Source organism: Streptomyces sp. NPDC021562 (assembly GCF_040640875.1).
Classification (GTDB): domain Bacteria; phylum Actinomycetota; class Actinomycetes; order Streptomycetales; family Streptomycetaceae; genus Streptomyces.
In genome coordinates this window covers 105084-130411 of sequence record NZ_JBFACN010000014.1, presented here as the reverse complement: position 1 = coordinate 130411, position 25328 = coordinate 105084, and the positions used below count along the sequence as shown (strand labels likewise).

At 74.3% G+C, this 25328-nt stretch carries 18 protein-coding genes, 1 pseudogene and 1 riboswitch; of the genes and pseudogenes, 9 read left to right on the top strand and 10 right to left on the bottom strand.

The annotated features are described in order from the left end of the window. Positions 1 to 50: 50 nt before the first annotated feature. The 5 genes and pseudogenes from AB0G52_RS22855 to AB0G52_RS22835 form a co-directional block, all read right to left on the bottom strand. On the bottom strand, positions 51 to 2408 hold the full coding sequence (locus AB0G52_RS22855) for a SpoIIE family protein phosphatase (protein ID WP_361338195.1): 2358 nt from the start codon (positions 2406 to 2408) through the stop codon (positions 51 to 53). Between the two features lie 108 nt (positions 2409 to 2516). Beyond that, positions 2517 to 3223: pseudogene (locus AB0G52_RS22850) on the bottom strand (GNAT family N-acetyltransferase). 227 nt (positions 3224 to 3450) lie between these two features. Further along, positions 3451 to 5283, bottom strand: coding sequence for an alkaline phosphatase family protein (locus AB0G52_RS22845; RefSeq protein WP_361338193.1), 1833 nt, complete (start codon positions 5281 to 5283; stop codon positions 3451 to 3453). 150 nt (positions 5284 to 5433) lie between these two features. Next, complete coding sequence (gene efeB, locus AB0G52_RS22840; protein ID WP_361338191.1) at positions 5434 to 6672, bottom strand: iron uptake transporter deferrochelatase/peroxidase subunit; 1239 nt, start codon at positions 6670 to 6672, stop codon at positions 5434 to 5436. Next, the gene (locus tag AB0G52_RS22835; RefSeq protein ID WP_361338189.1) at positions 6669 to 7865 is read right to left on the bottom strand and encodes an EfeM/EfeO family lipoprotein; all 1197 of its coding nucleotides are present in this window, start codon (positions 7863 to 7865) and stop codon (positions 6669 to 6671) included. Before AB0G52_RS22835 ends, efeB begins: the two co-directional genes overlap by 4 nt. Positions 7866 to 8106: 241 nt before the next feature. Between AB0G52_RS22835 and AB0G52_RS22830 the strand changes: the two genes are divergently transcribed. The 4 genes from AB0G52_RS22830 to pgm all read left to right on the top strand — a co-directional run bounded on the left by AB0G52_RS22830 (position 8107) and on the right by pgm (position 12205). Next, positions 8107 to 9159 (top strand): enoyl-CoA hydratase/isomerase family protein, encoded by a 1053-nt coding sequence (locus AB0G52_RS22830; RefSeq protein WP_361338187.1) that lies wholly within the window; start codon positions 8107 to 8109, stop codon positions 9157 to 9159. A gap of 68 nt (positions 9160 to 9227) precedes the next feature. Beyond that, positions 9228 to 9368, top strand: a riboswitch (cobalamin riboswitch). A 36-nt stretch (positions 9369 to 9404) separates the two neighbouring features. Further along, positions 9405 to 9626 carry a CbtB-domain containing protein gene (locus AB0G52_RS22825; RefSeq protein WP_132890727.1) on the top strand — a complete coding sequence of 74 codons (222 nt, stop codon included), beginning with the start codon at positions 9405 to 9407 and terminating at the stop codon, positions 9624 to 9626. 22 nt (positions 9627 to 9648) lie between these two features. Further along, the gene (locus tag AB0G52_RS22820; protein WP_361338185.1) at positions 9649 to 10404 is read left to right on the top strand and encodes a CbtA family protein; all 756 of its coding nucleotides are present in this window, start codon (positions 9649 to 9651) and stop codon (positions 10402 to 10404) included. Between the two features lie 160 nt (positions 10405 to 10564). Then, positions 10565 to 12205, top strand: a complete 1641-nt coding sequence (gene pgm, locus AB0G52_RS22815) for a phosphoglucomutase (alpha-D-glucose-1,6-bisphosphate-dependent) (protein ID WP_132890729.1) — start codon at positions 10565 to 10567, stop codon at positions 12203 to 12205. A 323-nt stretch (positions 12206 to 12528) separates the two neighbouring features. On the opposite strand, the gene AB0G52_RS22810 is transcribed toward pgm, so the two are convergent. Beyond that, on the bottom strand, positions 12529 to 15849 hold the full coding sequence (locus AB0G52_RS22810) for a BTAD domain-containing putative transcriptional regulator (RefSeq protein ID WP_361338183.1): 3321 nt from the start codon (positions 15847 to 15849) through the stop codon (positions 12529 to 12531). A gap of 220 nt (positions 15850 to 16069) precedes the next feature. Here AB0G52_RS22810 and AB0G52_RS22805 point away from each other — a divergent pair, with 220 nt between their 5' ends. Both AB0G52_RS22805 and AB0G52_RS22800 read left to right on the top strand, forming a co-directional pair. After that, positions 16070 to 16768 carry a hemerythrin domain-containing protein gene (locus tag AB0G52_RS22805; RefSeq protein WP_361338181.1) on the top strand — a complete coding sequence of 233 codons (699 nt, stop codon included), beginning with the start codon at positions 16070 to 16072 and terminating at the stop codon, positions 16766 to 16768. 4 nt (positions 16769 to 16772) lie between these two features. After that, positions 16773 to 17708: a pyridoxamine 5'-phosphate oxidase family protein gene (locus AB0G52_RS22800; protein WP_361338179.1), complete on the top strand. Its 936-nt coding sequence runs from the start codon at positions 16773 to 16775 to the stop codon at positions 17706 to 17708. Here AB0G52_RS22800 and AB0G52_RS22795 read toward each other — a convergent pair. The 4 genes from AB0G52_RS22795 to AB0G52_RS22780 all read right to left on the bottom strand — a co-directional run bounded on the left by AB0G52_RS22795 (position 17679) and on the right by AB0G52_RS22780 (position 21488). Then, positions 17679 to 18956, bottom strand: coding sequence for a sigma-70 family RNA polymerase sigma factor (locus tag AB0G52_RS22795; RefSeq protein WP_361338177.1), 1278 nt, complete (start codon positions 18954 to 18956; stop codon positions 17679 to 17681). The two genes, AB0G52_RS22800 and AB0G52_RS22795, sit on opposite strands and share 30 nt — an antisense overlap. Positions 18957 to 18963: 7 nt before the next feature. Further along, positions 18964 to 19305 (bottom strand): YciI family protein, encoded by a 342-nt coding sequence (locus tag AB0G52_RS22790; protein ID WP_132890732.1) that lies wholly within the window; start codon positions 19303 to 19305, stop codon positions 18964 to 18966. After that, complete coding sequence (locus AB0G52_RS22785; protein WP_132890733.1) at positions 19302 to 20048, bottom strand: nuclear transport factor 2 family protein; 747 nt, start codon at positions 20046 to 20048, stop codon at positions 19302 to 19304. The genes AB0G52_RS22790 and AB0G52_RS22785 overlap by 4 nt, the downstream gene beginning before the upstream one ends. A gap of 108 nt (positions 20049 to 20156) precedes the next feature. Further along, positions 20157 to 21488 carry an FAD-binding protein gene (locus AB0G52_RS22780; RefSeq protein WP_361338175.1) on the bottom strand — a complete coding sequence of 444 codons (1332 nt, stop codon included), beginning with the start codon at positions 21486 to 21488 and terminating at the stop codon, positions 20157 to 20159. Between the two features lie 169 nt (positions 21489 to 21657). Between AB0G52_RS22780 and AB0G52_RS22775 the strand changes: the two genes are divergently transcribed. Genes AB0G52_RS22775 through AB0G52_RS22765 form a run of 3 tightly spaced genes read left to right on the top strand, consistent with a single transcriptional unit; the run spans position 21658 to position 25219 of the window. Then, a complete protein-coding gene (locus tag AB0G52_RS22775; protein WP_361338173.1) occupies positions 21658 to 22950 on the top strand; it encodes an acyltransferase family protein in 1293 nt (430 codons plus the stop codon). A 20-nt stretch (positions 22951 to 22970) separates the two neighbouring features. Continuing rightward, on the top strand, positions 22971 to 24641 hold the full coding sequence (locus tag AB0G52_RS22770) for a hydrogenase maturation protein (RefSeq protein ID WP_361338171.1): 1671 nt from the start codon (positions 22971 to 22973) through the stop codon (positions 24639 to 24641). Further along, entirely contained in the window at positions 24638 to 25219 is a 582-nt protein-coding gene (locus tag AB0G52_RS22765; RefSeq protein ID WP_361338169.1) for a hydrogenase maturation protease, read from the top strand. The genes AB0G52_RS22770 and AB0G52_RS22765 overlap by 4 nt, the downstream gene beginning before the upstream one ends. Positions 25220 to 25328: the final 109 nt, after the last annotated feature.

Below are 25328 nucleotides of genomic sequence, written 5' to 3'. Positions count from 1 at the left end.
GAAGCGGGGCGGCCGCCGGTCCGCGGCCGTCCCGCCCGCCGCCGAAGCCGTCAGGGAATGGCCAGCTCGGCCCAGATGGTCTTCCCCGACGAGGTGTACCGGGTGCCCCAGCGCTGCGACACCTGGGCGACCAGGAACAGGCCCCGGCCGCCCTCGTCGTCCCGGCGCGCCCGACGCAGGTGCGGGGCCGTGTGCGCGTTGTCGGAGACCTCGCACAACAGGGCACGGTCCCTGATCAGCCGCAGCACGACGGGCCCGTCGGCGTACCGGATGCTGTTGGTGACCAGCTCGCTCACCACGAGCTCCGCGGTGAACGCCAGGTCGGACAGGCCCCAGCTGTCCAGTTGGCGTTCGGTGTCCGTGCGGGCCCTGGCCACCATCGCCGGGTCCGGGGGCAGCTCCAGGTCCGCCACCTGCCCGGCGTTCAGCCGCCGGGTCCGGAAGAGCAGCAGGGTGGCGTCGTCCGCCTGCGGCCCGGGCGGCAGCGTCGCCATCACCCGGTCGCACAGCTCCTCCAGCGGACAGCGCTGCCAGGTGAGTACGTGGGCGAGCCGGTCGATACCGCTGTCGATGTCGGTGCGCCGGTCCTCCACGACCCCGTCCGTGAACAACGCCACCACGCTGCCGTTGGACAGGCTCAGCTCGACGTTCTCGTAGGGCAGGCTGCCCAGGCCCAGAGGCGGCCCGGGGGCCAGCGCGGACAGCGCCACCGAGCCGTTCGCGTCCGCCACGACCGGCGGCGGGTGGCCCGCGCTCGCCCAGACGCACCGGCCGCTGACCGGGTCGTAGATCGCGTACAGACAGGTCACCCCGAGCGCCTCGTCGCCCAGCCCGTCGTCCCCCTGCGGCTCCGCGTCCACGGAGACCAGACCGTCCAGGCGGGTGAGCAGCTCGGCCGGGTCCAGGTCCAGCAGGGCCAGCGTCCGCACGGTGGCACGCAGCCGGCCCATGGTCGCCGCCGCGTGCACCCCGTGGCCCACCACGTCCCCCACGGTCAGCCCCACCCGGGCCCCGGACAGCGGGATCAGGTCGAACCAGTCACCGCCCACGCCCACCCGGCTGTCGGCGGGCAGATACCGGTACGCCACGTCGACCGCGCTCTGCTCCGGCAGCCGCTGCGGCAGCAGACTGCGCTGCAGCACCAGGGCCGCCGCGTGCTGGCTGGTGTAACGGCGGGCGTTGTCGATGCCGACGGCCGCCCGCTCGGCCAGCTCCACCGCGAGGGTCTGCTCCTCGGGCCCGAACGGGTCGGGGTTGCTGCTGCGCCGGAAGGTGGCGAGGCCGAGGACGGCGTCCTGGGCGAGCAGCGGGACGTAGAGGCTGGTCCGCCGGGCGGCGGACCCGTCCCCCGCCGGGCCGGCGTCCAGGACGGGGCGGCTGGTGGCCAGGCTCTGCGCCTGCGGTGACGCGGGCGGATAGGAGACGGGGCTGGTCCGGAACTCCTCCGGGGTCCGGCCGTGCATCCGCAGCAGACTGTGCCCCGGCGCGGAGCCCGTCGGCGGCTGCCGTCCCTCGATGACCGCGGGCGGCAGATCCACCAGCACCTCGTCGGCGAGCTGCGGCACCGCCACGTCCGCCAGCTCCGCGGCGGTGCGGCGCACGTCGAGCGAGGCACCGATCCGCTTGCCCGCCCGCACCAGCAGGGACAGCCGCTCCTGGGCGCGATAGCGGTCGGTGATGTCCAGGGACTCCTCGAACAGCCCGAGCGGCTCGCCCCGGGCGTCCACCAGCCGGTGGTACGAACAGGACCAGACGTGCTCACGGACGGGGTCGGCGGGGGCGCGCCCGCGGTAGTGCATGCCGAGGATCGGTTCCCCCGTCGTCAGCACGTGCTCCATCACCTGGTCCTCGTCGGGAGGGTGGTGGCGGGAGATGAACTCGCCCTCGGGGAACAGGTCGGAGGCGGGCCGGCCGACGTACTGGGCGACCCCGGCGAGCTCCTGGTCGGTGGAGGCGTTCCCCCAGACGACCTTCATGTCCGTGTCGAAGATGGTCAGCCCGACGGACGACTCGGTCGTCATCCCCTGCAGCAGGGCCAGCTGTGCCTCCCAGGCGCGCAGCGTCTCCAGCTCCGCGGCGACCACGACGGTCGCGGCGGTGCCCTGGTGCGATAGCGGGCTGAACGTCACGGCCGCGCGCAGGGTGTGTCCGTCCCGGTGGCAGAGGTCCAGGACGGTGCCGCGCGGTCGGTCCGCCCGGCACAGCGGCGACACCCGCTGTCCGGGCGCCGCCAGCAGCCGTTCGGCCGGCCGGCCGAGCACGTCCTCGGGCGCGTGGCCGAGCAGGCGCTGCGCGCAGACGCCCCACCCGCAGACGCGGCCTTCGGCGTCCAGCACCGCGGCGGCGGCCTTCGAGAGGTCCAGGGGGCTGTGGAAGTCGACGTCGGCAGCATGCGGAAAACGATCCATGGCACCGCTTCCCTCCGTGCCCCCTCAGCATCCCGTGCCGCACGGCGGACGACAACCGCACACCGAGCGGACGGCACCCCCGGGGCGCGGCACACCGCGGGCGTCGGTTCAGGGCGTGCGGAAACCCCGGAAGGTGACTTGCGCGCGGCTCGTGAAACCCAGCCGTTCGTAGAGCCTGATCGCGACGGTGTTCGCCTCGGCGACGTGCAGGAAGGGGCGGTCGCCGCGGGACAGGGCAGCGGCGGCGAGGGTGCTCACCAGGCGGGCGGCGTGGCCGCGGCCGCGGGCCTCGGGGGCGGTGCAGACCGCGCTGATCTCGGTCCAGCCCGGCGGACGCAGCCTTTCCCCCGCCATGGCCACCAGCCTTCCGTGCTCACGGACGCCCAGGTAGGTGCCGAGTTCACGGGTGCGCGGCCGAAACGGCCCCGGCTGGGTCCGTGCGACGAGGTCGAGCATCTCCGGCACATCGTCGGCACCCAGCTCGACCACGCCGGCGGCGGCCGGGTCGCGGGCGGGAGCGGGCGGCCCGTCGCCGGCCCAGACCAGTTGCCGGCCCTGGAGGACGAAGACCTGCGCCCAGTCCGGCGGCGGGGTGGCCGGGCTGCTGAACAGGTCCGCGAACGCGTCCCGGCCCAGCAGCCGGGCGAGGTCGGCCCAGTCCGCCGGGCCCGGGTCGGGGGGCAGTGCGCAGAAGGTCGCGACGTCCGGCAGGTAGAAGTGGCGGCCCGGCCGAGCCGACGGGCGAGCCCGGCGTGCCGTCCGCGCAGCGAAGTGCCCACCGGGTCGTCGAGCGCGACGCTCGCACCGCCCGCCATCGTGCCCCGCCCTTCGCGTCGTGCCCGGGCCGAGCGGGAGCGCGATGCCGCGCGCCGTCGGCGTCCGTTCCGGGGATCATCGTATCCACCGTGCGCGGGCTGTGCGGCGACGCTCCGCAGGCGGCTCGTGCCGTCCCCGGACCCGTCGCTGCCCCGGCGGGCGGAAACGCCGCTCGGCACGGTCCGGGGAGGCGGACCGTGCCGAGCGGGTCAGGACGCGGTGGGCGTCAGACGCTGGTGCGCTGCCTGCGGCGCAGCGTCAGGTAGGTGCCCGTGGCGCCCGCGGCCACCAGGGCGCCCGCCCCGAGGCCCACCGGAAGCGTCGGGAACTCGCCCGATCCGGTCGTGGCGGCGGTGTCCACCATCGCCGGGCCGGGGGTGATCCGCGTGCTGACCGCGGCCACGTGCCGGATCGGGCCGACGGACCTGATCGAGCCGTCGGACTTCAGCAGGACCTGCTTGTCGTTCGGGTGCCTGAAGTCGAACATGCCGGTCAGCGAGCCCGCGGTGGCGTCGAAGGAGTGGTCGCCGATCCGGCCGGTGCGCCAGTTGTCCTCGATGAACCGGGTGATCGAGGCCTGGTCGGTCAGTGTGTGGTCGACCTTGTTCACCTTGCTGTAGGGCGAGATGACCAGCAGGGGCTGCCGGGTGCCGGGTCCGCAGCGGTCGGCGTAGCCGCCGGACGCGGCCGGGCCCGACTGGCAGGCCGCGCTGTCGAGGGCCTTGCCGTTGGAGCCGACCGTGGTGTCCTTGGAGCCGTTGCGGGGCTTGACGTAGGCGTGGTCGTACCAGCCGTCGGAGTCGTCGTAGGCGACGATGATCGCGGTGGACTTCCACTGCGGCGAGCTCTGGATGGTGTTGATCTCGTTGACGAGGAAGTGCTGCTCGTCGGTCGGGTCGGAGTAGCCGGCGTGGCCGTCCTGGTACGCACCGGCCTTGAGGAAGCTGACGGCGGGGAGCTTGCCCGCCTTGGCGACCGCGGTGAAGTCGCTCAGGTCGTAGTTGTGGTTCGCCTGGCCGTCGTGACCGATCTCGTTCACGTTCTTCGGCGCCACGTGGTGCGGGTTCGCCGTCGACCGGTAGTACGAGAACGGGTTGTGGTGCGGGCTGTAGTCGACCACGGAGGCGCCGCCCACGTTGGTGTGCGTGGTGTCGCACTTGGCGTGGGAGCCGGACGTGCCGGCGTAGGCCGTGGACGGACGGAAGCCGCCCTGGAACCAGCCCCAGGTCACCTTCCTGGCGTTGAGCAGGTCGCCGATGTTCCTGCCCCGCAGCGCCGCCAGCGCGCTGGTGCTGGTGTGGTCCTTGTCGGAGCAGTCGTCGAAGGCCGGGTCGGGGTCGTTGACGACGGTGCCGACACCCTTGGCGTTCGGGGACGCGATGGCGTACGAGTCCGGGGTCGGGGTCTGCTTGCCGGTGGCCGGGTCCACCGAGACCGCGCCGTGCGTCTGACCGGAGACCAGGTTGAGCGCGCCGGGCGTGGACGGGCCGTAGACCGAGCTGTACGAGCGGTCGTTGAGGGCGTAGTGCTGGGCGTAGTTCCACAGCCCGGTCACGGTGTTGCCGTCGTAGTAGTCCATCACCAGGCCGGGCTCGCCGAACAGGCCGCCGGAGCACTTGTCGACCTCGGTGTTCTGCACGAACCGGTCGGCCCTGCCGCCGTCGTAGGCCAGCTGCTCGGGACCGTAGGAGTGGTTCTGGTCGCAGGTCATCGCCTGCGCCGGGGTGAGCCGCTTGGGCAGGTACTGGTTCGGGTTCTTCGTCAGCAGCCCGGCGCGCGCGAGGGTGTCGACGTCCTTCGGGGTGTTCTTCGCCGCCGTGAACTTCGTCCCGTCGGTGTTCGCGGCCTTGGGGTAGGTCGCGAAGTAGTGGTCGAACGAGATGTTCTCGTCGAACAGCACGACCACGTGCTTGACGGGCGTCGTGGTCGACGTCCCGTCCGGGTGCCCGGCGGGTACGGCGGCCCAGCTGGGCGCGGTACCCCCGAGGACCGTGAGCGCGGCGGCCCCCGCGAGAGCCCCGAGGCTCCTGATCGCCGTTCGTCTTCCTGTGCTGGCCATGCTGGTTCACCCTCCGGGCATGAACGTCACTGCGTCGTACGAGCAGGGATGCTTCGCCCGTTGCCGGGCGTCGCGGCGGAGTCATGATGGCGGCCGGATGAACACCGGGTCAGGGATGCTGGGCCAAGTCTTGACCGTGTGTTGACCGATTCAGGTCAGGAGCGCGCGTCCGTACCAGTCGGCGGTGTCCCGCACGCCGGGCAGCGCGAAGAAGTAACCGCCGCCGAACGGTGAGACGTAGTCGACCAGGGGTTCCCCGGCGAGTCGTTTCTGCACGGTCTCGAACTGCCGGGCCGGGTCCTGCTGGTAACAGCTGAACAGCAGCCCCATGTCGAGGTTGCCGTTGGCGTCCATGCCCCGGTCGTAGTTGTAGGCCCGGCGCAGGATCCGCTGGTCGGCGGTGGCCGTGGTGCGCGGGTTGGCCAGCCGGATGTGCGCGTCCAGCGGGATCACGTCCCCCTTGGGGTCGTCGGCGTACTTCGGGGTGTCGTGCTCGGCGTCGCCGTCCAGGGGCGCCCCCGACTCGCGGGAGCGGCCGAACATCCGCTCCTGCTCGCCGAGCGAGACCCGGTCCCAGAACTCCACCAGCATCCGGATCAGCCGCACCACCTGGTAGCTGCCGCCCGCCGTCCACTCCGGCTCGCCCGTGCCGCTGCCCACCCACACCAGCCGGTCCATCTCACGGGCACTGGTGGTCTCGGGGTTCGCGATGCCGTCCTTGAAGCCGAACAGGTTGCGCGGGGTGCCGGACGGCCGGGGCGGGCTGGAGAAGCCGTCCAGCCGCCAGCGGACCTGCATGCCACCGCGGGTGTGCCGGGCGATGTCGCGCAACGCGTGCAGCACCGTGTCGGTGTCGTCGGCGTGCAGTTGGAGGCTGAGGTCGCCGTGGCACCACTCGGGCCTGAGGTCGTCGTCCGGGAAGGCGGGCATCGTCGTCAGCCGACGCGGCCTCAGCCTGCCCAGGCCGAACCGGTCGTCGAAGAGCGAGGCGCCGACGCCGACGGTCACCGCCAGGGCTCCGGACGGAAGGCGGCCGCCCAGGACGCCCGAGTCGGCGGGCGGGGCGGTGATGCCGACCGGGTCCGGGGTGCCGCCCGACGTCAGGAAACGGGCCCGGTCGGTGAGCGTGCGCAGCAGGTCGGCGAGGTCGGCCCGGCCCTCGGCGGTGACGTCGAAGGACGTGAACACGGTCGTGCGCCGGGGCGGTGCGGTCACGGACTGCTGGTGGGGGCCGTGGAAGGGTGCGACGGCCGGGGCGGCGGAGGCGGCGGTGTCCGCGGCCGGGGCCGCGGCGCCCCCGGCCGCCAGCCCCGCTCCCGTGAGGGCCGCACCCCGCAGGAAACCGCGGCGGCCGAGTCCGCTCGGGCCCGTCCTCTCCTCGGTGCTCACACCGTCCTCCGGGGATCGCACAGGGTGGCCACCGGGGCCAGCCGCTCCACCAGGTCGCCGAGGACCGCGTCGACGTCCTCGCGCTGCCGGCGGCTGAGCCGGTCCAGCGGTGTCCAGGTGCCGTCGTGCCCGAAACCGTCGAGCGTCCGGCCGGCCCGGTCCAACGCGCCGCGCAGACCGGACAGACCCGCGTACCGGCCGGCCAGCACCGGACGCAGCCGGGCCAGCACCTGTTCGGTGCCGTCCAGGTTGGCGCGGGCGGTGGCGAGGTTGCTGCCGCTGCCGTAGTCGGTCCGGCCGGTCAGCTCGAACTGCACCGTGTTCTCCAGGATCTCGTGTGCCCGCAGTCCCAACTGGGCCGGGTCCATGCGGGTCCCCGCCCAGTCGTCGCGCAGCGCGGTGACCGCCTTCAGCAGGGCGGCCGCCGGGGCCCGCAGCCCGGTGGGAGACTCGCCGTGCCACAGGCCGTACTCGACGCGGTGGAAGCCGGTGAAGTCCTTGTCGTGCACCCCGCCGGGCAGCCCCGCGTCCGTTCCGTTGATCGCCCGGTCCGCGTCGCCGAAGGCGTCGTACGCGGCGCCCATCCGCTCGTACTGCAGGTGGGCGGGCAGCCAGGCGGTGCGGGCGGCGGCCAGGTCGCCGCGGTCCACCGCGTCCCGCAGACCCGTGGTCAGCCGGACGACCTCGGACAGGCCGGTGCCGACCCACTTCTGGTAGGCGAGCGCCGGCGGGATCAGGTCGTGCTCGGTCACCGGGGCCGCGGCCGGCCCGCTGCGGCCCCCGCCGATGCGCACGGTGGGGCCGGTGACGGCGTCGGCGTCGTCGGGCACGCACTTGAACGCGTACGCGCCCCTGCCCAGGCGCACGGTGAGTTCCCGGGTGGTGCCGGGGCCGATGCCCTCGACCTCGCCGTAGACGGCCTGGCTCCTCGGGTCCTCCAGGAGGACCTCGGCGGCACCGTCGGTCGGGTTGTGCAGGTCGAAGACCTGGACACCGGAGACCGGCGTGGTCCACCCGCGTCCGCAGCGGCTGGGGGACACCTCCACGGGGGTGTGCGGCAGCGCGGACGGGTCGGCGTGCGCCGGGCGTGAGCCGTGCGTGAGCGCCAGCACCCCGGCCGTCAGGCACGCGACGGTGACACCGACGACCGCCCAGGGACGCGACGACCTCCGCGTGAGGCCGGACAACACCATCCCGAGCTCCCGGGTTTCGTACCGTTCGTGATCGCCTCATGGTAGGCAGCCCTCTGTACTCGAACGGCCGTCCAGACAAACCCATGACCAAGAGTTCCCTGCCGGTTCACCCGGCATCCGGGAGGGCTTCTCGGACCCGGCGCGAGAGGATCGTTCGAGTGCGACGTCTCCGGCAGCTTGTGGAAGGAACCGACGAGAACATGCGTGTCGACATGGCCCGTGGCCTGACCGGGGTGTCCGGATGACCGGCGCCGAAGCACCCGTCCTGCTGCACGTCGAGGGACGGGCCGCACACATCACCCTGAACCGGCCGAAGGCCATCAACGCGCTGTCGCACCCGATGGTGGAGCGCATCTCCGAAGCCCTCACGGACTGGGAGCACGACCCCGCCGTCGAGACCGTCGTCATCACCGGGGCGGGGGAGCGCGGCCTGTGCGCGGGCGGCGACATCCGCGCCGTCCACGACGACGCCCGCGACGGCGACGGCACCGCCGCGGCCGCGTTCTGGCGCGACGAGTACCACCTCAACGCCCGGATCGCCCGCTACCCCAAGCCGTACGTCGCCGTCATGGACGGCATCGTCATGGGCGGCGGGGTGGGGATCTCCGCGCACGGCCGCGTCCGGATCGCCACCGAGCGTTCCCGGATCGCCATGCCGGAGACCGGCATCGGCTTCGTCCCCGACGTGGGCGGCACGTACCTGCTCAGCCGGGCCCCCGGCGAACTGGGCACCCATCTCGCCCTGACCGGGGCCGGGATCGGCGCCGCCGACGCCGTGCTGTGCGGACTCGCCGACCACCACCTGCCGTCCGGCACGCTCCAGGCGTTCGTCGCCGACCTCGCCGAACTGCCCGTCGCCGAGGCGGTCGCCCGCCGCCAACGGCCCGCGGCCGAAGGGGAACTGGCCGGTCACCGCACCTGGATCGACGCCTGCTACACCGCCGACACCGTCGAGGAGATCGTCCGCCGGCTGCTCGCACACGGTGACGCGGCGGCGAAGGAGACGGCGCACATCCTGCTCGGCAAGTCCCCGACGGCCCTGAAGGTCACCCTCCGCGCACTCCGCGGCGCCCGGCGACTGGACACCCTGGAGCAGGTGCTGGACCAGGAGTACCGCGTCTCCTGCGCCGCCCTGACCACCCCTGACCTGGTGGAGGGCATCCGCGCCCAGGTCGTCGACAAGGACCGCGCGCCGCGCTGGTCCCCCGCCACCCTCGACGAGGTCACCGAGGCCGACGTCGACCGTTTCTTCGCCCCGCTCGGCGCACGCGAACTGGGCCTGGCCCGCTCCTGAGAGGCCCCCGACGGGACCGGAGCGGGCGCGAGAGGAAGATCACGCCTGGTCACGCGGTCTTGGCCGGCCCTCCGACACGCGGTACGGTCTGTCCGGTATCGACGACAGCGAGACGGAAGCCGGTGGGAATCCGGCACGGTCGCGCCACTGTATGCAAGAGCCCCCGGGCCCTTGCGAGTCAGACCCGTGGCTGTCGTCCTGTGCACCACCGAGATGGGACGCGAACTCCCAGAGGAGGTTCTGCCATGGCGCAGACCGTCGCCCAGCCGACAGCCACCACCCCCGCCGTCCCCGCCAAGCTGCCGCTGTCCGCGATAGCTCCCTGGGCGGTCTTCTTCGGCATCCTGATGCTGGTCCTGCTCTACTTCGTCGGCGCCGAGCAGGGCGCCACCTCCGTGTTCAGCGGCACGGACGTCCACGAGTGGGTGCACGACGCCCGCCACCTGCTCGGCTTCCCCTGCCACTGACGCGAGGGACGCCGTCCAGCCCATGAACTCCGCAACGGTACGAAACCTCCTGGTGCGGGGCATGCTCGCCGGCCTCGCCGCCGGGCTGCTCGCCCTGGTGGCCGCCTACCTCCTCGGCGAGCCCTACGTCGACAAGGCGATCGGCTTCGAGGACGCCCACACGCACGAACACGAGATGGTCGTCGTCTCCCGCTCCCTCCAGTCCACCGCGGGCCTCGCCACCGGTGTCCTGGTGTACGGGGTCGCCTTCGGCGGCATCGCGGCCCTCGCCTACTGCTTCGCCCTCGGCCGCGTCGGCCGGTTCGGTCCCCGGGCGACCGCGCTGCTGCTGTCCGGCTGCGCGCTGCTCGCCGTGTACGTGGTGCCGTTCCTGAAGTACCCGGCCAACCCGCCGTCGGTGGGCGAAGCGGACACCATCGGCAAGCGCACCACGCTGTACTTCCTGATGATGCTGCTCAGCGTGTTGCTGGCGGTCGCCGCCACCCTCCTCGGCAAGCGGCTGCGGGCGAGCCTCGGCACCTGGTGGGCAACCGTGGTCGCGGTGACCGCTTTCGTCGTCGTGATCGGGCTCGCGTACCAGTTCCTGCCGGTGGTCAACGAGGTCCCCAAGGACTTCCCGGCCACCCTGCTGTGGCGGTTCCGGCTCTCGGCGCTCGCCATCCAGGTGGTGCTGTGGAGCGGATTCGGCCTGCTGTTCGGCGAGTTGGCCGAGCGGCAGCTCAACCCGAAACCGGCGAGGGCCGCGGCCGCCCGGCGTACCGTGCCCGCCGCGCACTGACCGACCCACGAGACGCGAGGGCCTCCGGAACCGTCCGGAGGCCCTCGCGCGTTCGGCCCACCGGTCGGCGGTGAAACGGCCCCCGCGCGCGCGTGCGTCACCGCTGACAAGGGAAGATGGGCGGTGAGTGATCGAGCAACGACAGCGGAGGAATGGACTCATGCCGCATGAGCGAGCGGGCCGGCCGGCGGCTCCGGAGGACCTCGTCGACGTGGCCCGGCTGGTCACGGCCTACTACGCGCTGCACCCCGACCCGTCCGACCCCGCCCAGCGGGTGGCGTTCGGCACCTCGGGACACCGCGGGTCGTCGCTGACGACCGCGTTCAACGAGGACCACATCGCGGCCACCAGCCAGGCCATCTGCGAGTACCGGAGCGGCCAGGGCACCGACGGGCCCCTCTTCCTGGGTGCCGACACCCACGCCCTGTCCGAACCCGCCAAGGTCACCGCCCTGGAGGTGTTCGCCGCCAACGGCGTGACCGTCCTGATCGACAGCGCCGACGGCTACACGCCCACCCCGGCCGTCTCGCACGCCATCCTCACCCACAACCGGGGCCGCACCACCGGTCTCGCGGACGGCGTCGTGGTCACCCCCTCGCACAACCCGCCCGCCGACGGCGGCTTCAAGTACAACCCGCCCAGCGGCGGCCCCGCCGCCTCCGACGCCACCTCCTGGATCCAGGACCGCGCCAACCAGATCATCGCGGGCGGCCTGAAGGACGTACGGCGCGTCCCCTACGCGCGTGCGCTCGCCGCGGACACCACCGGCCGGTACGACTTCATGGGCGTCTACGTCGACGACCTGCCGAGCGTCCTCGACCTCGACGCGGTCCGGGCCTCCGAGCTGCGCATCGGCGCCGACCCGCTCGGCGGGGCCTCCGTCGCCTACTGGGGCCGGATCGCCGAACGGCACGGTCTCGACCTCACCGTGGTCAACCCGTACACCGACCCCACCTGGCGGTTCATGACGCTGGACTGGGACGGCAAGATCCGGATGGACTGCTCGTCGCCGTACGCGATGGCCTCGCTGATCGAGAAGCGGGACCAGTACCGCGTCGCCACCGGCAACGACGCCGACGCGGACCGGCACGGCATCGTCACCCGTGACGCCGGTCTGATGAACCCCAACCACTACCTGGCCGTGGCCATCTCCTACCTCTACCGCCACCGTGGGCAGTGGGCGGCGGACGCCGGTGTCGGCAAGACGCTCGTCTCCTCCTCGATGATCGACCGGGTCGCCGCCGACCTCGGCCGCCGGCTCGTGGAAGTGCCCGTCGGATTCAAGTGGTTCGTCGACGGACTGGTCAGCGGTGCGATCGGGTTCGGCGGCGAGGAGTCGGCCGGCGCGTCCTTCCTGCGCCGGGACGGCTCGGTGTGGACGACCGACAAGGACGGCATCCTGCTCGCCCTGCTCGCCTCCGAGATCACGGCCGTCACCGACCGGACCCCGTCCGAGCACTACGCCGACCTGACCGCCCGTTTCGGTGAACCCGCCTACGCCCGCATCGACGCCCCCGCGAACCGTGAGGAGAAGGCGCTGCTCGCCAAGCTCTCCCCGGCCCAGGTCACCGCGCAGACCCTGGCGGGCGAGCCGGTCACCGCGGTGCTCACCGAGGCCCCGGGCAACGGGGCCGCGATCGGCGGCATCAAGGTGACCACGGAGAACGCCTGGTTCGCGGCCCGCCCCTCCGGCACCGAGGACGTGTACAAGATCTACGCCGAGTCCTTCCAGGGCCCCGAGCACCTGGCCCAGGTCCAGGAGGAGGCCAAGGCAGTGGTCGACGCAGCCCTCGGCACCTGACCCCACCCGCGCACCCGACGCCGCCCACGACGGCCGGGCGGGTTCGGCTGCGCGTGCGGGCGGACGTCGGTCACGGCGGCCGGGCGGGTTCGGCCGTGCGTGGGGGTGGGCCTCGGTGGCGGAGGGTGGGGCCAGTCCGGCCGCACGTTCGGCCGGGCGCCGACAACGGCGGCCGGGCGTCGGTCACGGCGGGCGGGAGATGGGGCCGCGCGTGCGGGTGGGCGGGTTCGCGGGCGGGTGGATGGGCGGGGTCGTCCCGGTGGGTCGGGACCCGGCGGCCCGTGGACTGCGGGCACGTGGTCGTCGTCGGTGTGTGGCGTCGGTCAGGTGGGGAACGTGCGGCGGCCGGCTCGGGACTCCGACAGGTGGGTCGCCGCGCGGCGGGCGCTTTCGGCGAGGTGGGCCGAACCCCAGGCGAGTGCGGTGCGTTCGGCCAGTGCGTAGGCCTCGGCCGCCGCCCGGTCCTCGCCCAGCAGCCGGTACAGGTCGGCGAGGGCGTGGGCGAGCGGCCGGCTCGCGTACGCCGCGCCCGCCGCCCCGGCGAGTTGGTCGCGCAGCGGGACCAGATGCCCGAGGAGGGCCGCCGCCGCACCGTGGTCCCGGTGCAGTACCGCGAGCTGCGCCCGGAAGTCGAGCTCCAGGCCGTGCAGATGGTCGCGCCGCGGCTCCGGATCGACCGGTACGGCCAGGGACTCGTCGAGCTTGCCCAGACGCGCCAGGACCAGCGCGTGCGCCACGGCGACCGGGTCACCCGCCGACTCGTACACGGCCCGCACCATCGGCTCGATCTCGGCCACCCGGTCCTGGGCGAGCCGCATGGTGATCAGGCCCAGTGTGCGCAGCCCGGCGGCATGGTGGGCGCCCACCCGCTGGAGCAGGGCGTCGGCCTCGGCGTAGTCGGCGTCGGCCGCCTCGAAACGCCCGTCGACGGCGGCCAGCATCGCACGGGTCGCCGCGCTGAGCCCCTGCGCCCACACCAGCCGGTAGCGGCGGGCCAGGGCCAGGCCCTCGGCGGTGTGCCGGTGCACGGCGGCGGGGTCGTTGGCGGCTCCGGCGGTCATCGCGTCGAGGTGCTCGCAGACCCAGCGGTAGGCGGGCAGGTCGTGGGCGCGGGCGAGGGCCCGCAGTTCGGCGGTGAGCGGCGGCCGTGTGGCGGCCCGCGTCTCGGGCGGCAGCAGCCGTGCCGAGGTCATCAACGCGGCGGCCAGCAGCCGGGGTTCGCCGTCCGCGCGGGCGAGCGCCAACTGGTCGTGGGCCGCCTGCGCGGCCCGGGCGGCGTCGTCGGCGGCGACCGCGTCGACCAGCACCTGAAGGACACGGGCGCGGGTCGGGCCGTCCGGTCCGGGCGCGGCCGCGAGCTGTTCGAGCCGGGCCACGGTCGTCCGGTCGTACGGGCCTTCGAGCCGGCTGCGCCAGGGCGCGGGCTCGGTCCAGGCGCCGTAGACGGCCGCGACCAGGTCCCCCCGGTCGGCCTGTTCGGCCAGTTCCACGGCGCGCTGCCGGGTGCGGCGGGCGGCGTCCGTGGCCCCGGTGCGCACCTGCGCGCCCAGCAGCCGTACCAGCAGCTCGATCAGCCGGTCGGGCGGGGTGTCGGGGCCGCTCGCCGCGGTGTGCGTGTCGATCGCCTGCTGGATCAGGGCGACGGCGACGTCATGGGCGTAACGCCGCTCGGCGGCCTCGGCGGCCCGCAGCGCGTAGTCGACGGCGAGCGGGGCGTCGGACGCGCTGCCCGAGCGGGCGAAGTGGTGGGCGAGTGCCGCGAGTTCCCCGGGGCGGTGGTGGCGCAGAAGCCGGGCGACGCGGGCGTGCAGCCGGGAGCGCCGGGCGCCGGACAGGTCGGCGTAGACGGTGTCGCGGACCAGGGCGTGCACGAACCGGACGTGCCCGGCACGGGGTTCGGTCAGCAGGTCGGCGGCGAGCGCGGCGTCGAGCCCTTCGAGCACCTCCTCCTCCTCCGCCGCCTCGGCGCAGTCGACCAGCAGGGCGACCTCGGCCTCCAGGCCCAGCACGGCGGTGAGCCGGACGACGGAACGGGCGGCGGGCGGCAGCAGGCCGAGCCGCCGGCGCAGCACGTCCCGTACCCCCTGCGGGACCTCGGAGACCGCCACCAGCGCCCCCTCGTCGGCCAGCAGGCGGGCGCTCTCCAGGACGTAGAACGGATTGCCGCCGGTACGTTCGGCCAGTGCCGCGACGGTCACCGGATCCACGGGCGCCCCGCAGACGGCGTCGACGAGGGTGGCGGTGTCCCGTGGCGGCAGCCCGCCGAGCGTGATCCGGTGCGGGGCGGCCGGGGCGAGCTGGGCGAGGGTCTTCAGCAGGTGTTCGCCGACCTCGGCGGGCCGGTACGCGGCGACGACGAGCAGCGGCACCCCGGTCACCGCGGCCGCCGCCTCGACCAGGGCGAGGGTCTCGGCGTCGGCGCGGTGCAGGTCCTCCAGCAGGACGGCGAGAGGGGCCTGCGCGGCAGCGGTACGCAGCCAGGCCGCGAAGGCGCGGTGCATACGGAACCGGCCGACGGTGGCCTCGTCACGGCCGGGCGCCCCGGGACGGCCGGTGGTGTCGTCGCGGTCGGTGGTCCCGTCGCGGTCGGCGTCGGGCGTTCCCTCCGGCTCCGGCAGCAGCACCGCCAGTTCACCGGGCCGGACCGGGGGCACCTCACGGGCGAGCGCCCCGAGCGCCTCCACCCAGGCCCAGGCCGGCGGTGCGCCCTCGTACTCGGGGCAGCGGCCGATCACCACCCGCCAGCCGGACTGCCGCAGCCGGTCCGCCGCCCGGTCGAGGAACGCGGACTTGCCCGCCCCGGCCTCGCCCGTCACCAGCACGATCCCGCCGCCCCGCCGCGCGGCCCGCGCGGCCGCCGCCACCGCGCCCAGTTCGTTCGCCCGGCCCACGAACAGGGCGCGCCCGGCGTGCGCGGGCACGGCGGTGACCGGTTCGGGCACCGCGGCGCGCAGCACATCGAGGCGCCCGTCGAGCACGGCCCGCTCCAGCTCCCGCAGGGCCGGTCCGGGGTCGCAGCCGAGTTCGTCACGCAGCACCGCGGTGGCGCGGCGCAGCGCGGTGAGCGCCTCGCCCTGCCGGTCGCAGGCCCAGTGCGCGAGGGCGAGCAGCCGCCAGCCCTCCTCGCGCAGCGGGCTGTTCAGAACCAGCGACTCGGCGTCGGCCGCGGCCTGGGCCGCACGGCCGGTACGCAGATCGGCGGCCACGGCCAGCTCACGGGCCTCGGCGAACAACCCGGTCAGCCGGGCCACCTCCGCGCCGGCCCACTCCTCGTCGGCGTGCTCGGCGAAGGCGGGACCCCGCCACCAGCCGAGCGCCTCGGCGAGCAGCCGCCGGGCCTCCTCGGCCGGCGCGGTGCGGGCCCGCCCGACCCAGCTCTCGAACCGCCAGGCGTCCACCGCGTCCCCGGCCAGCCGGAGCGCGTACCCGGGCGGGGCGGTGACCAGGACCGTGGCCGGGGCACGCGGCGGCCGGCCCGGTTCCAGGGACCGGCGCAGGTTGGACAGGTAGGCGTGCAACGACACGGTGGCCTTGGCCGGTGGCTCTCCCCGCCACAACGCGTCCGCCATCCGCTCGACCGGTACGACACCGCCCCGGGCCGCGATCAGCAGCGCCAGGACGGCGCGCTGCCGCGGAGCACCCAACTCGACCGGTCTCCCGTCGACTTCGGCACCCAGAGGGCCCAGGACTCGCAAACACAGCACGGCGCGGGAATCTACCCGAGCGGAGCGTCGATCCCGTCAACGGACGATAAACGCGGCACGTCCCGGACCGCCCGGCACCCGCCAAGCCGGCCGCCAAGCGTACGCCAAGAGGCAGGCGCCACGCTGGGCGGCCGACGCAGACATCTGATCGTTGGAGCAAGTGAGCGTGTCCCTCAACAGCAGCCACGACGCCCCGGCCACCACCGGGCGTCCCCATGTCCACGAAATGGTCGTGGTCCACCGGGTCTTCCGCCGGGAGTCGGCACTCCTGCCGCGCCTGGTGCGCACCGTGCCCGAAGGCGACACGGACCGCGCGGCCCGGGTCCGCGCGGTCCTGGACGACTACATGACGGGCCTGCACCACCATCACCACGCCGAGGACGAGCTGATCTGGCCGCTGCTGCGGTCCCGGGCGGCGCACGACGAGGCGCTGGTGGAGCGGATGACCGAACAGCACGAGGCGATCGACCGCACCCTGGCGGCCGTGGCCGAGTGGGCGCCCCTGTGGGAGCGGTCCGCCGACCGGATACCCGGCGAGGAACTCGCCCTGGCCCTGGACGCCCACCGCGCCGCGCTGCTCGCCCACCTCGACGAGGAGGAGCGGTCCGTACTGCCGCTGGTCGCCGAGCATCTGACCGTCGCCGAATGGGACCTGGTCGGACAGCGCGGCATGGAAGAGCTGCCCAAGAACAAGCGGCTGCTCGCCCTCGGGGCGATCCTGGAGGAGGCGACACCCGAGGAGCGCGCCTACTTCCTCGGCAGGGTCCCGCTCGTCGGCCGGCTGCTGTGGCGGGCCGTGGGCCGTCGCCAGTACGAGGCCCTGTGCCGGACCATGCGCGCACCGCTGGCCGGTGAGTAGACCGGTGACCGTACTCGACTCCGCCCCGCTCGACGTCCTGGACGCCTACCGCACCTGCGAGTTCGCCACCCTGGGCCGCGACGGCACGCCGCTGGCCTGGCCGACGGCCGTGTGGCGGCGCCCGGACGGAACGCTGCTGCTCAGCACGTCGCTGGCGTTCGCGCAGAAGGCGCTGAACATCCGCCGGGACCCGCGGGTGGCCCTGCTCTTCTCCGACCCCACCGGCAGCGGTCGTACGGAGCCCCCGCAGATCTTCGTCGGCGGACTCGCCGAATGCCCCGACGAGATCATGACCGGGCCCCGGGGCGCCGAGGACTACTGGCGGATGCTGTTCGAACGGCAGCCGCACAGCAGGTCGTACCTCCTGCCGCCGCTGCGGCCGCTGACGGACTGGTACTACCTGCGCCTGCTGATCACCGTGACGCCCCGACAGGTCGTCCTGCGGCCCCGGTTGCCCGCGCCCGACGCACCGGCTGCGACCCCGGCGCAGGCACCGGCCCACGGCGGCGGGCTGGTGGGTGCCGCGCAGCTCGCCCGGTTCCCGACGGCCGTGCTGGCCGCCCGTGACGCCTCCGGGGCGCCGGTGCTGGCCCGGACCCGGCCGATGCCCACGGCCGACGGTTTCGCCGTGGAGGTGCCCGCCGACTGCGCCGCGGCACCGGGCCCCGCCTCCCTCCTCGTGCACCGCCACGACGAGCGGCTGAACCACATGCACAACGCGCTCGTGCGCGGCGAACTGCGGGAGGGCGACGCGGGACCGGTACTGGTGCCCGCCAAGGTGGTCGAGCCGATGGGTTCGGGCCGGGCGGGCGACGCGGTGGGCGTGCTGCGTGCCACGAGGCGGGCCACCGACCGCTACCTGTCCCGGCGCGGACTGTCCCGGCCCCGCGTCCAGTGGCAGGAGTTCAGATCACTGGCCCGGGACGCCCGCCGGACCTGACCGGCACTGTGCGAGCCGTTTCTCCAGGAACCTGCGTTCCGCGGCGTTCTCCACCGATTCCAGGGCCCGTTCGTACGCTTCGGCCGCCTCGCCCATCCGGCCCGCGCGCCGCAGCAGATCCGCCCGGGTGGCCGGCAGCAGGTGGTAAGCGGCCAGCTCGCCCTCCGCCTCCAGTTCTGCCACCAGGGCGAGCCCGGCTTCGGCGCCCTCGGCCATGCCCACCGCGACCGCGCGGTTGAGCCGGACCACGGCCGAGGGGACGAACCGCTGGAGTTCGCCGTACAGCCCCGCGATGTCGGCCCAGTCGGTGTCGGCGGCGGCCGCCGCGGTGGCGTGACAGGCCGCGACGGCCGCCTGGATCTGGTACGGGCCGGGGCGGCCGCGGCGCAGGGCGCCCGCCAGGAGCGCCACGCCCTCGTCGATCTCGGCCCGGTCCCAGGCCGTGCGGTCCTGGTCCTCCAGGGTCACCAGGTCTCCGGCCGCGTCCACCCGGGTCTCCCGGCGGGCGTCGTGCAGCAGCAGAAGCGCCAGCAGACCGGTGACCTCCGGTTCGTCGGGCATCAACCGGGCCAGCAGCCGGGCCAGCCGGACGGCTTCGGCGCACAGCCCGGCGCGGATCAGATCCGGGCCGCCGCTGGCCGCGTACCCCTCGTTGAACAGCAGGTACAGCACGCCGAGGACGCCCGTGGTGCGCTCGGGCAGCAGGTGCGCGGGCGGCACCCGGTACGGGATCTTGGCGTTGCGGATCTTCCGCTTGACCCGCACCAGGCGCTGCGCCATCGTCGCCTCCGGCACCAGGAAGGCACGCGCGATCTCGGGCGTGGTCAGCCCGCCGAGGGTGCGCAGGGTCAGCGCCACCCGCGCCTCGACGGACAGGGCGGGATGGCAGCAGGTGAAGATCAGTCGCAGCCGGTCGTCCGCCACCCCGCTGTCGTCCCCGTCGTCATCGGGGTCGTACGGCCCCTCGTCCCGTGCCACCGCCGCCTCCCGCAGCTTCGCCGCCCCCACCGCCTCCCGGCGCAGCACGTCCAGGGCGCGGTTGCGGGCGGTCGTGGTCAGCCAGGCCCCGGGGCGGCGCGGCACTCCGTCGCGCCGCCACCGTTCCAGGGCCTGGGCGAAGGCGTCCTGCGCGCACTCCTCGGCGAGGTCCCAGTCGCCGGTCACCCGGATCAGGGTGGCGACGATCTGGGCCCACTCCTCGCGGAAGGCGGCGGAGACGGCCTCCTCGACCTCGTCCAGGGGACTCACGTGTCGTTCACTCCCAGACCGGCCGTACCTCCACCGAGCCGCCGGCGAGCGCCGCGGGGTGCCGGGAGGCGAGCGCGAGGGCCTCGTCGAGGTCGGCGACCTCGATGATGTCGATGCCCGCGACGTACTCCTTGGTCTCGGCGAACGGCCCGTCGCTCAGCAGCACCTCGTCGCCCCGGACGCGCACGGTGGTGGCGTCGGCGGCGGGCCGCAGCCGGGCACCGCCCTTGACGAGGTCACGACTGCGGACCTCCTGGATGTACGAGGTGAAGCGCGGATCCTCGGCGATCTCGGCTGGGCTGAGCTCCGTGCCGCCGACCGGGGTGCAGATGAACAGCACGTACTTCATGACCGCTCCTTCCGGTCCGCGCCGCCGAGCGGGACCGAGACGTGCTCGTGGGCGATGACCCAGCTGAAGCCGGTGTCCCGGTAGCCGGTGGTGACCCGGACGAGCCGGTCCAGGGGCTCCCCGGTCACGCGGGTGCCGTGGATCCGGACGAGGGCGTGGCTGAAACAGCTGCCCTCCCCGGGACGCACCGTGAGGTGGCGCACCTCGCGGTGCACGGGCCCCGCGAAGGCGGCGAACCAGGCCTCGGCCTGCTTGCGGACCTCGGCGATCCCCGACCGCCCCTCGACGTCGGCGGGCCCGAAGAGCTCCGCGTCGGGTGCGTAGCAGGCCGTCAGCCGGTCGACGTCCCGCTCGCGCGAGGCCGCGGTCAGCTCGGCGTCGATCCGGCGGACGGCCGTCCCGGCGTCCTCCATCAGGCCCTCGTCCCAGAACGGCCGCACCTCCATCGCCCCGACGGTGGCCACCGGATGCCCGGCGGCGATGCGTACCGCCTCCTCCAGGCTGTCGCAGTCGACGACGTCGAACCCGGCGACGTACTCCTTCGTCTCCGCGAACGGTCCGTCGGTCCGCAGCACCTCACCGTCCCGCACCCGCACGGTGACCGCCGTGTCCGGCAGCCGCAGCCGGTGCCCGTACAGCCGGGTCCCGCCGCGCACGCCGTGCTCCTCCACCCAGGGTTCGACCGGCGCCATCGCGGAGGCGTCGGCGGTGTCGTCGCCGCAGACCAGCAGCATGTACTTCATCGTTCCTCCCGGTGCTCGAAAGCTTCCTACACCCCACCGACGAACGGCGCCGGGCGGAATCGACACCACGGCCTGAGGAAATCCCCGAGCGGTGCCCGGGTGCTCGTCCTACGTCCGCGCCCACATCCCGTGTCCCCGCCCCAGGACTCCCCGCGGGTCGTGGACGCTCTTGGCCTCGGCCAGCGTCTCCCACCGGCTGCCGTAGTGCTCCCGCCAGTCCGCGGGGGACATCGGCAGCGCGTTGACCGGGTAGGCGACGGCACCCTGGGCCCGCGCGTACGCGTACGCCGTGCGGTTCGCGGCCACCATCGGGCCGGCCGTGCCCGGGGCCGCCGTGCGCAGGAGCGCGAACAGGAGGACGACCTCGCCCCGCGGACGGCGGAACAGCGGCGCGCGCAGGGTGCCGGTGAGCAGGGGGTAGAGCAGGACCAGGCCGTTCGCGCGCAGGTCCTGGAAAGCGGGGTCGGCGAGGATGCCGGTGACCACGGACGCGGCGGTGTCCTCGGGGAGCAGCAGGTTCAGCCAGGGGTGCGGGTACAGCCACTCACCGGTCGCCCGCAGGATCTCCTCGTCGGTGGCGACCCGGTTCGCGAACTCGGCGTAGCCGAGGTCCTCGGTCTCGGCCGAGTCGAAGGACAGGCCGCGCAGGAGCCTGTCGTCGTCGGGAGCGCTCGCGTCCCGGTGGGCGGCCACCGCCTCGATCATGTGGGTCCAGCCGCCGGGGACGGGGCGGACCTGGCCCTCCAGATGGGCGAAGCGCCGGTCCGTGGCCAGCAGGCGATGGTCGGACAGGTAGCCGTCCAGGCCGGGGTAGTACAGGCAGTAGCGGCGGACCCGGGTGGGCGCGGGGGACAGGCGCAGGGTGGCCCGGACGATGACGGCCACCTGGCCGAGGCCCGCGAGCACCGTGTGGAAGAGGGCGCCGTGCCGGTCCGGCGAGCAGACCACGTGCTCACCGGCCCCGGTCACCACCTCCAGCTCCAGCACCGAGTCCGCCACCAGCCCGTGCCGGTGGCTCGCGCCGCCGAGACCGCCCGCGCTCAGCACACCGCCGACGCCCGCGCCCAGGTAGTCGGTGAGGACGGGCGGGGTCAGCCCGGACGGGAGGGTCGCCGCCAGCACGTCCCGCCACAGCGCTCCCGCCCGTACCTCGACCCGGTCGCCGGTGACCGGCCCGACGGCGTTCAGCTCACCCAGGTCGAGGACGATCCCGCCCGGCGCCTGTCCCTGCCCGTACAGGGAGTGGCCGCCGGAGCGCGCCGCCACCGGGATGCCGTGCCGGCCGGCGTGCGCCAGCGCGTCCCTGATCCCGGCGGCGGACCGGGGCCGCAGCACGCCCAGCGGCGGGCAGTGCACGAGACCTCCGAAGTCCGCTGCCGCTTCCCGGAGCGTCTCCGGGCGGGTGTCCAGCAGGTCCACGAATCCGGCGGAGGCAGACACAGCACGGTCCGACGACGTCACGCGGCACGCTCCCAGAAGGCATCGGTCGACAGGGGCGGCACCCATTCTCGCGGCGGGGGCGTGGCACGGGCGCCGTTTCCCGCGAGACGGCCGGGGCACGACGGGGGGTTTACGGCGGCGAATCCCGGAGAGCAGCGTCTCCGGAACAGTGCCCCCCGTCCCGGGCCCGGCGCCGGTCCGTCCCGTCCCCCCGGTCGCTCCGCGGAGCGCACGTCCATGTGAGAGGTGTTCTGGTCTGTCCGGCCCCCGCGAGCCGGCACCCCCGGCTGCCGACGCGTCCCCCGCACACCCCGCGAACCGGCCGCCGGTCCCCCCGCCGGGCCCGTCCGAGGCCACCGACAACCCCCCACCGGCCCCGGGCGACGGTCCACCGGTCGCGCGGCGGGACGCCTACTTCGACAACGCGAAGTACCTGGCGATCGTGCTCGTGGCCGTCGGGCACGCCTGGGAGCCGCTGCGCTCGGACAGCCGTACCGTCACCGCGCTCTACACGTTCGTGTACGCCTTCCACATGCCGGCGTTCATCATCATCTCCGGCTACTTCTCCCGCGGCTTCGACGCGAGCCCGGCCCGCGTCCGGCGGCTGGTCACCGGCGTCGTCGTGCCCTACGTCGTCTTCGAGGTCGCCTACACCCTCTTCACCCGGTGGAGCGACCACGCCCCGGACCGGGACATCAGCCTGCTGAACCCGCTGTACCTGACCTGGTTCCTGGCGGCCCTGTTCATCTGGCGGCTGACGACCCCGATCTGGCGCCAGCTGCGGTGGCCGCTGCCCGTCGCGCTCGCCGTCGCGACGCTGGCGAGCGTCTCGTCGTCCATCGGCGGCGACCTCGACCTCCAGCGGGTGCTGCAGTTCCTGCCCTACTTCGTGCTCGGTCTGTCCCTGCGGCCCGAGCACTTCGGCCTGCTGCGCCGCCGGAGCGCCCGGCTGTGCGCCGTACCGGTGGCCGCGGCGGCCCTCGCCGTCGCGTACTGGTCGGTGCCGCACCTGGGCTACCGCTGGTTCTTCCACCGGGACAGCGCCGAGCAGCTCGGCGTGCCCGCCTGGTACGGGCCCGTCATGACCTTCGCCACCTTCGGCTGCTCCCTGCTGCTGGTCGCCTGCTTCCTCGCCTGGGTGCCCGGGCGCCGCACCTGGTTCACCGTCCTCGGCGCCGGCACGCTCTACGGCTACCTGCTGCACGGCTTCGTCGCACAGGCCGCCAAGCCCGCCCACTGGTACGCCCCGACCTGGATGCACGGACCCCTCGGGTCGGTGACGGCGACCCTCGTCGCCGCCGTCGTGGTGACCCTGCTGTGCACCCCACCGGTGCGCCGGGTCTTCCGGTGCGTGATGGAGCCCAGGATGCGCTGGGCATTCCGGACCGGGGACGGTGAGGACGGCCGAGTGGCCCAGCACGGGCGGCGAAACGCCGCGCGGGTCCTTCCCGGGAGCCGCTGAAGCGGCGAACATGCCGCACCATGGACATTCTGCTCATCGCCAGCGCGTTCAACAGCCTGTCCCAGCGGATCCACGCCGAACTGACCGACCTCGGCCACCACGTGGACGTCGCTCTGGCGGTCCGGGGCCCGGACGCCGTCCGCGCCGCCGTCCGCGCACGGCACCCGGAGCTGATCATCGCACCGATGCTGAGGACGGCCCTGCCCGACGACGTCTGGCAGCGGCACACCTGCCTGATCGTGCACCCGGGACCGCTCGGCGACCGGGGCCCGTCCTCCCTCGACTGGGCGATCGCCGAGCAGGCTTCCACCTGGGGGGTGACCGTCCTGCAGGCCGAGGCCGCGATGGACGCGGGCGCCGTCTGGGCGAACGAACCGTTCGAGGTGGCGCCGGTCGGCAAGAGCGACCTCTATCGCAACGAGGCCGCCGACGCCGCCGTCACCGCCGTCCACCGGGCCGTACGACGGTACGCGGACGGCTCGTACAAGCCGCTGCCGCAGAGTGATCCGGCGATCCGCTCCCGGGTGGTCTGGCGTGACGTGTTCACGCAGGAGCGGCGGCGGATCGACTGGACGGCCGACGACACGGACACGGTGGTGCGCAAGCTGCGCGGGGCGGACTCGCAGCCGGGGGTGCTGGACGAGATCCGCGGCCGGGAGGTGTACCTGCACGGCGGCCACCCCGAGGGTGAACTGCGAGGTTTCCCCGGCGAGTTGCTGGCGACGCGGGCGGGTGCGGTGTGCCGGGCCACCCGCGACGGCGCCGTGTGGATCCCGGAGCTGCGTCCCCGCAGGAACTCCGGCGACCCGGCCCCCTTCCGCCGCCCCGCGGCCGACGTGCTCGCCGACCCGGCGCTCCCGGAGAGCCCCGCCCCGCTGGAACGGGCCCCCGACCGCCGCACCTGGAGCGACATCCGCTACCGGCAGCACGGCGACGTCGGACTCGTCACCTTCTCCTTCCCGGGCGGCGCCATGAGCACCGACCACTGCCGAAGGCTGCTCGCCGCCTACGAGTACGCCCTGGCCCGGCCCACCCGGGTCCTCGTGCTCGGCGGCCGGCGCGACTTCTTCTCCAACGGCATCCACCTCAACGTCATCGAGGCGGCCCCCGACCCTGCCGTGGAGTCCTGGGCCAACCTCAACGCCATGGACGACCTCGTCGAGGCCGTGCTGCGGACCACCGACCGCCTGGTGGTCGCCGCGCTCGGCGGCAACGCGGCGGCCGGCGGCGTCATGCTCGCCCTCGCCGCCGACGAGGTCTGGTGCCGTTCGGGCGCCGTCCTCAACCCGCACTACCGGCGGATGGGCCTGTACGGGTCGGAGTTCTGGACGTACTCGCTGCCACGCCGGGCCGGAGCGGAGACCGCCCGGCGGCTCACCGAGGAGGCGCAGCCGGTGAGCGCCGTCACGGCGGCCCGGCTCGGACTCGTCGACCGGCTGGTACCGGTTCCCGCCCAGGACTTCACCGCCGAGGTCGAGCGTCTGGCCGCCGCCCTCGCCGGCGCCCCGGACCTCGACCGGCGGATCGCCGCCAAGGCCGAGGCCCGCCGGGCGGACGAGGAGGCCCGCCCGCTCGCCGCGTACCGCGCGGAGGAGCTCGCCCGGATGCACGCCCTGTTCTTCGACCCGGGCGCCGCCTACCACGTCCTGCGCTCGGACTTCGTCCGCAAGGTCCCCGGCGGCGCGCGGTGACCCGGCTGCTGGTGGCCGGCGTCGGCAACATCTTCCTCGGCGACGACGCCTTCGGCCCGGAGGTGATCCGCGCCCTGGCCGACCGCCCGCTGCCGTCCGGCGTACGGGTGCGGGACTTCGGCATCCGGGGCATGGACCTCGCCTACGAACTGCTCGACGGCTGGACGGTCGCCGTCCTCGTGGACGCGGCGGCCCGCGGTGAACGCCCCGGCACCCTCTCCCTCATCGAGCCCGAACCGCCCGCCGGGGCCCCGGCGGCCGCGCCCGAGGCGCACGGCATGGACCCGGCGAAGGTGCTCGCCCTCGCCGCCCACCTCGGCGACGAACCGCTGCCCCGCGTCCTCGTCCTCGCCTGCGAACCGGGCGAGCTGCCGCGCGGCGACGAGGACATCGCCCCCGGTCTCACCGCACCCGTGCGGGACGCGGTCGGGCAGGCGGTCGCCGCCCTGCACACCCTCGTCCCGGCACTGCTCGCGGACCCGTCGGCCACGCCCGCGTTGGCCCGCCCGGAGGAATCCGCGCCCCCCGTCACGGCCGGTCGCCCGGCGACGGCCACCCCGGGCGCGGAGGATCGCTGAGTACCGCCACGGGGCGAACCCCGTCCCGCCGCGGCGCCGCGGGACCAGGACGGAACCCACCGCTCCGCCGGTCCTTCCCCCACCCCAGCGACCGAGGAGCGGATCGCCC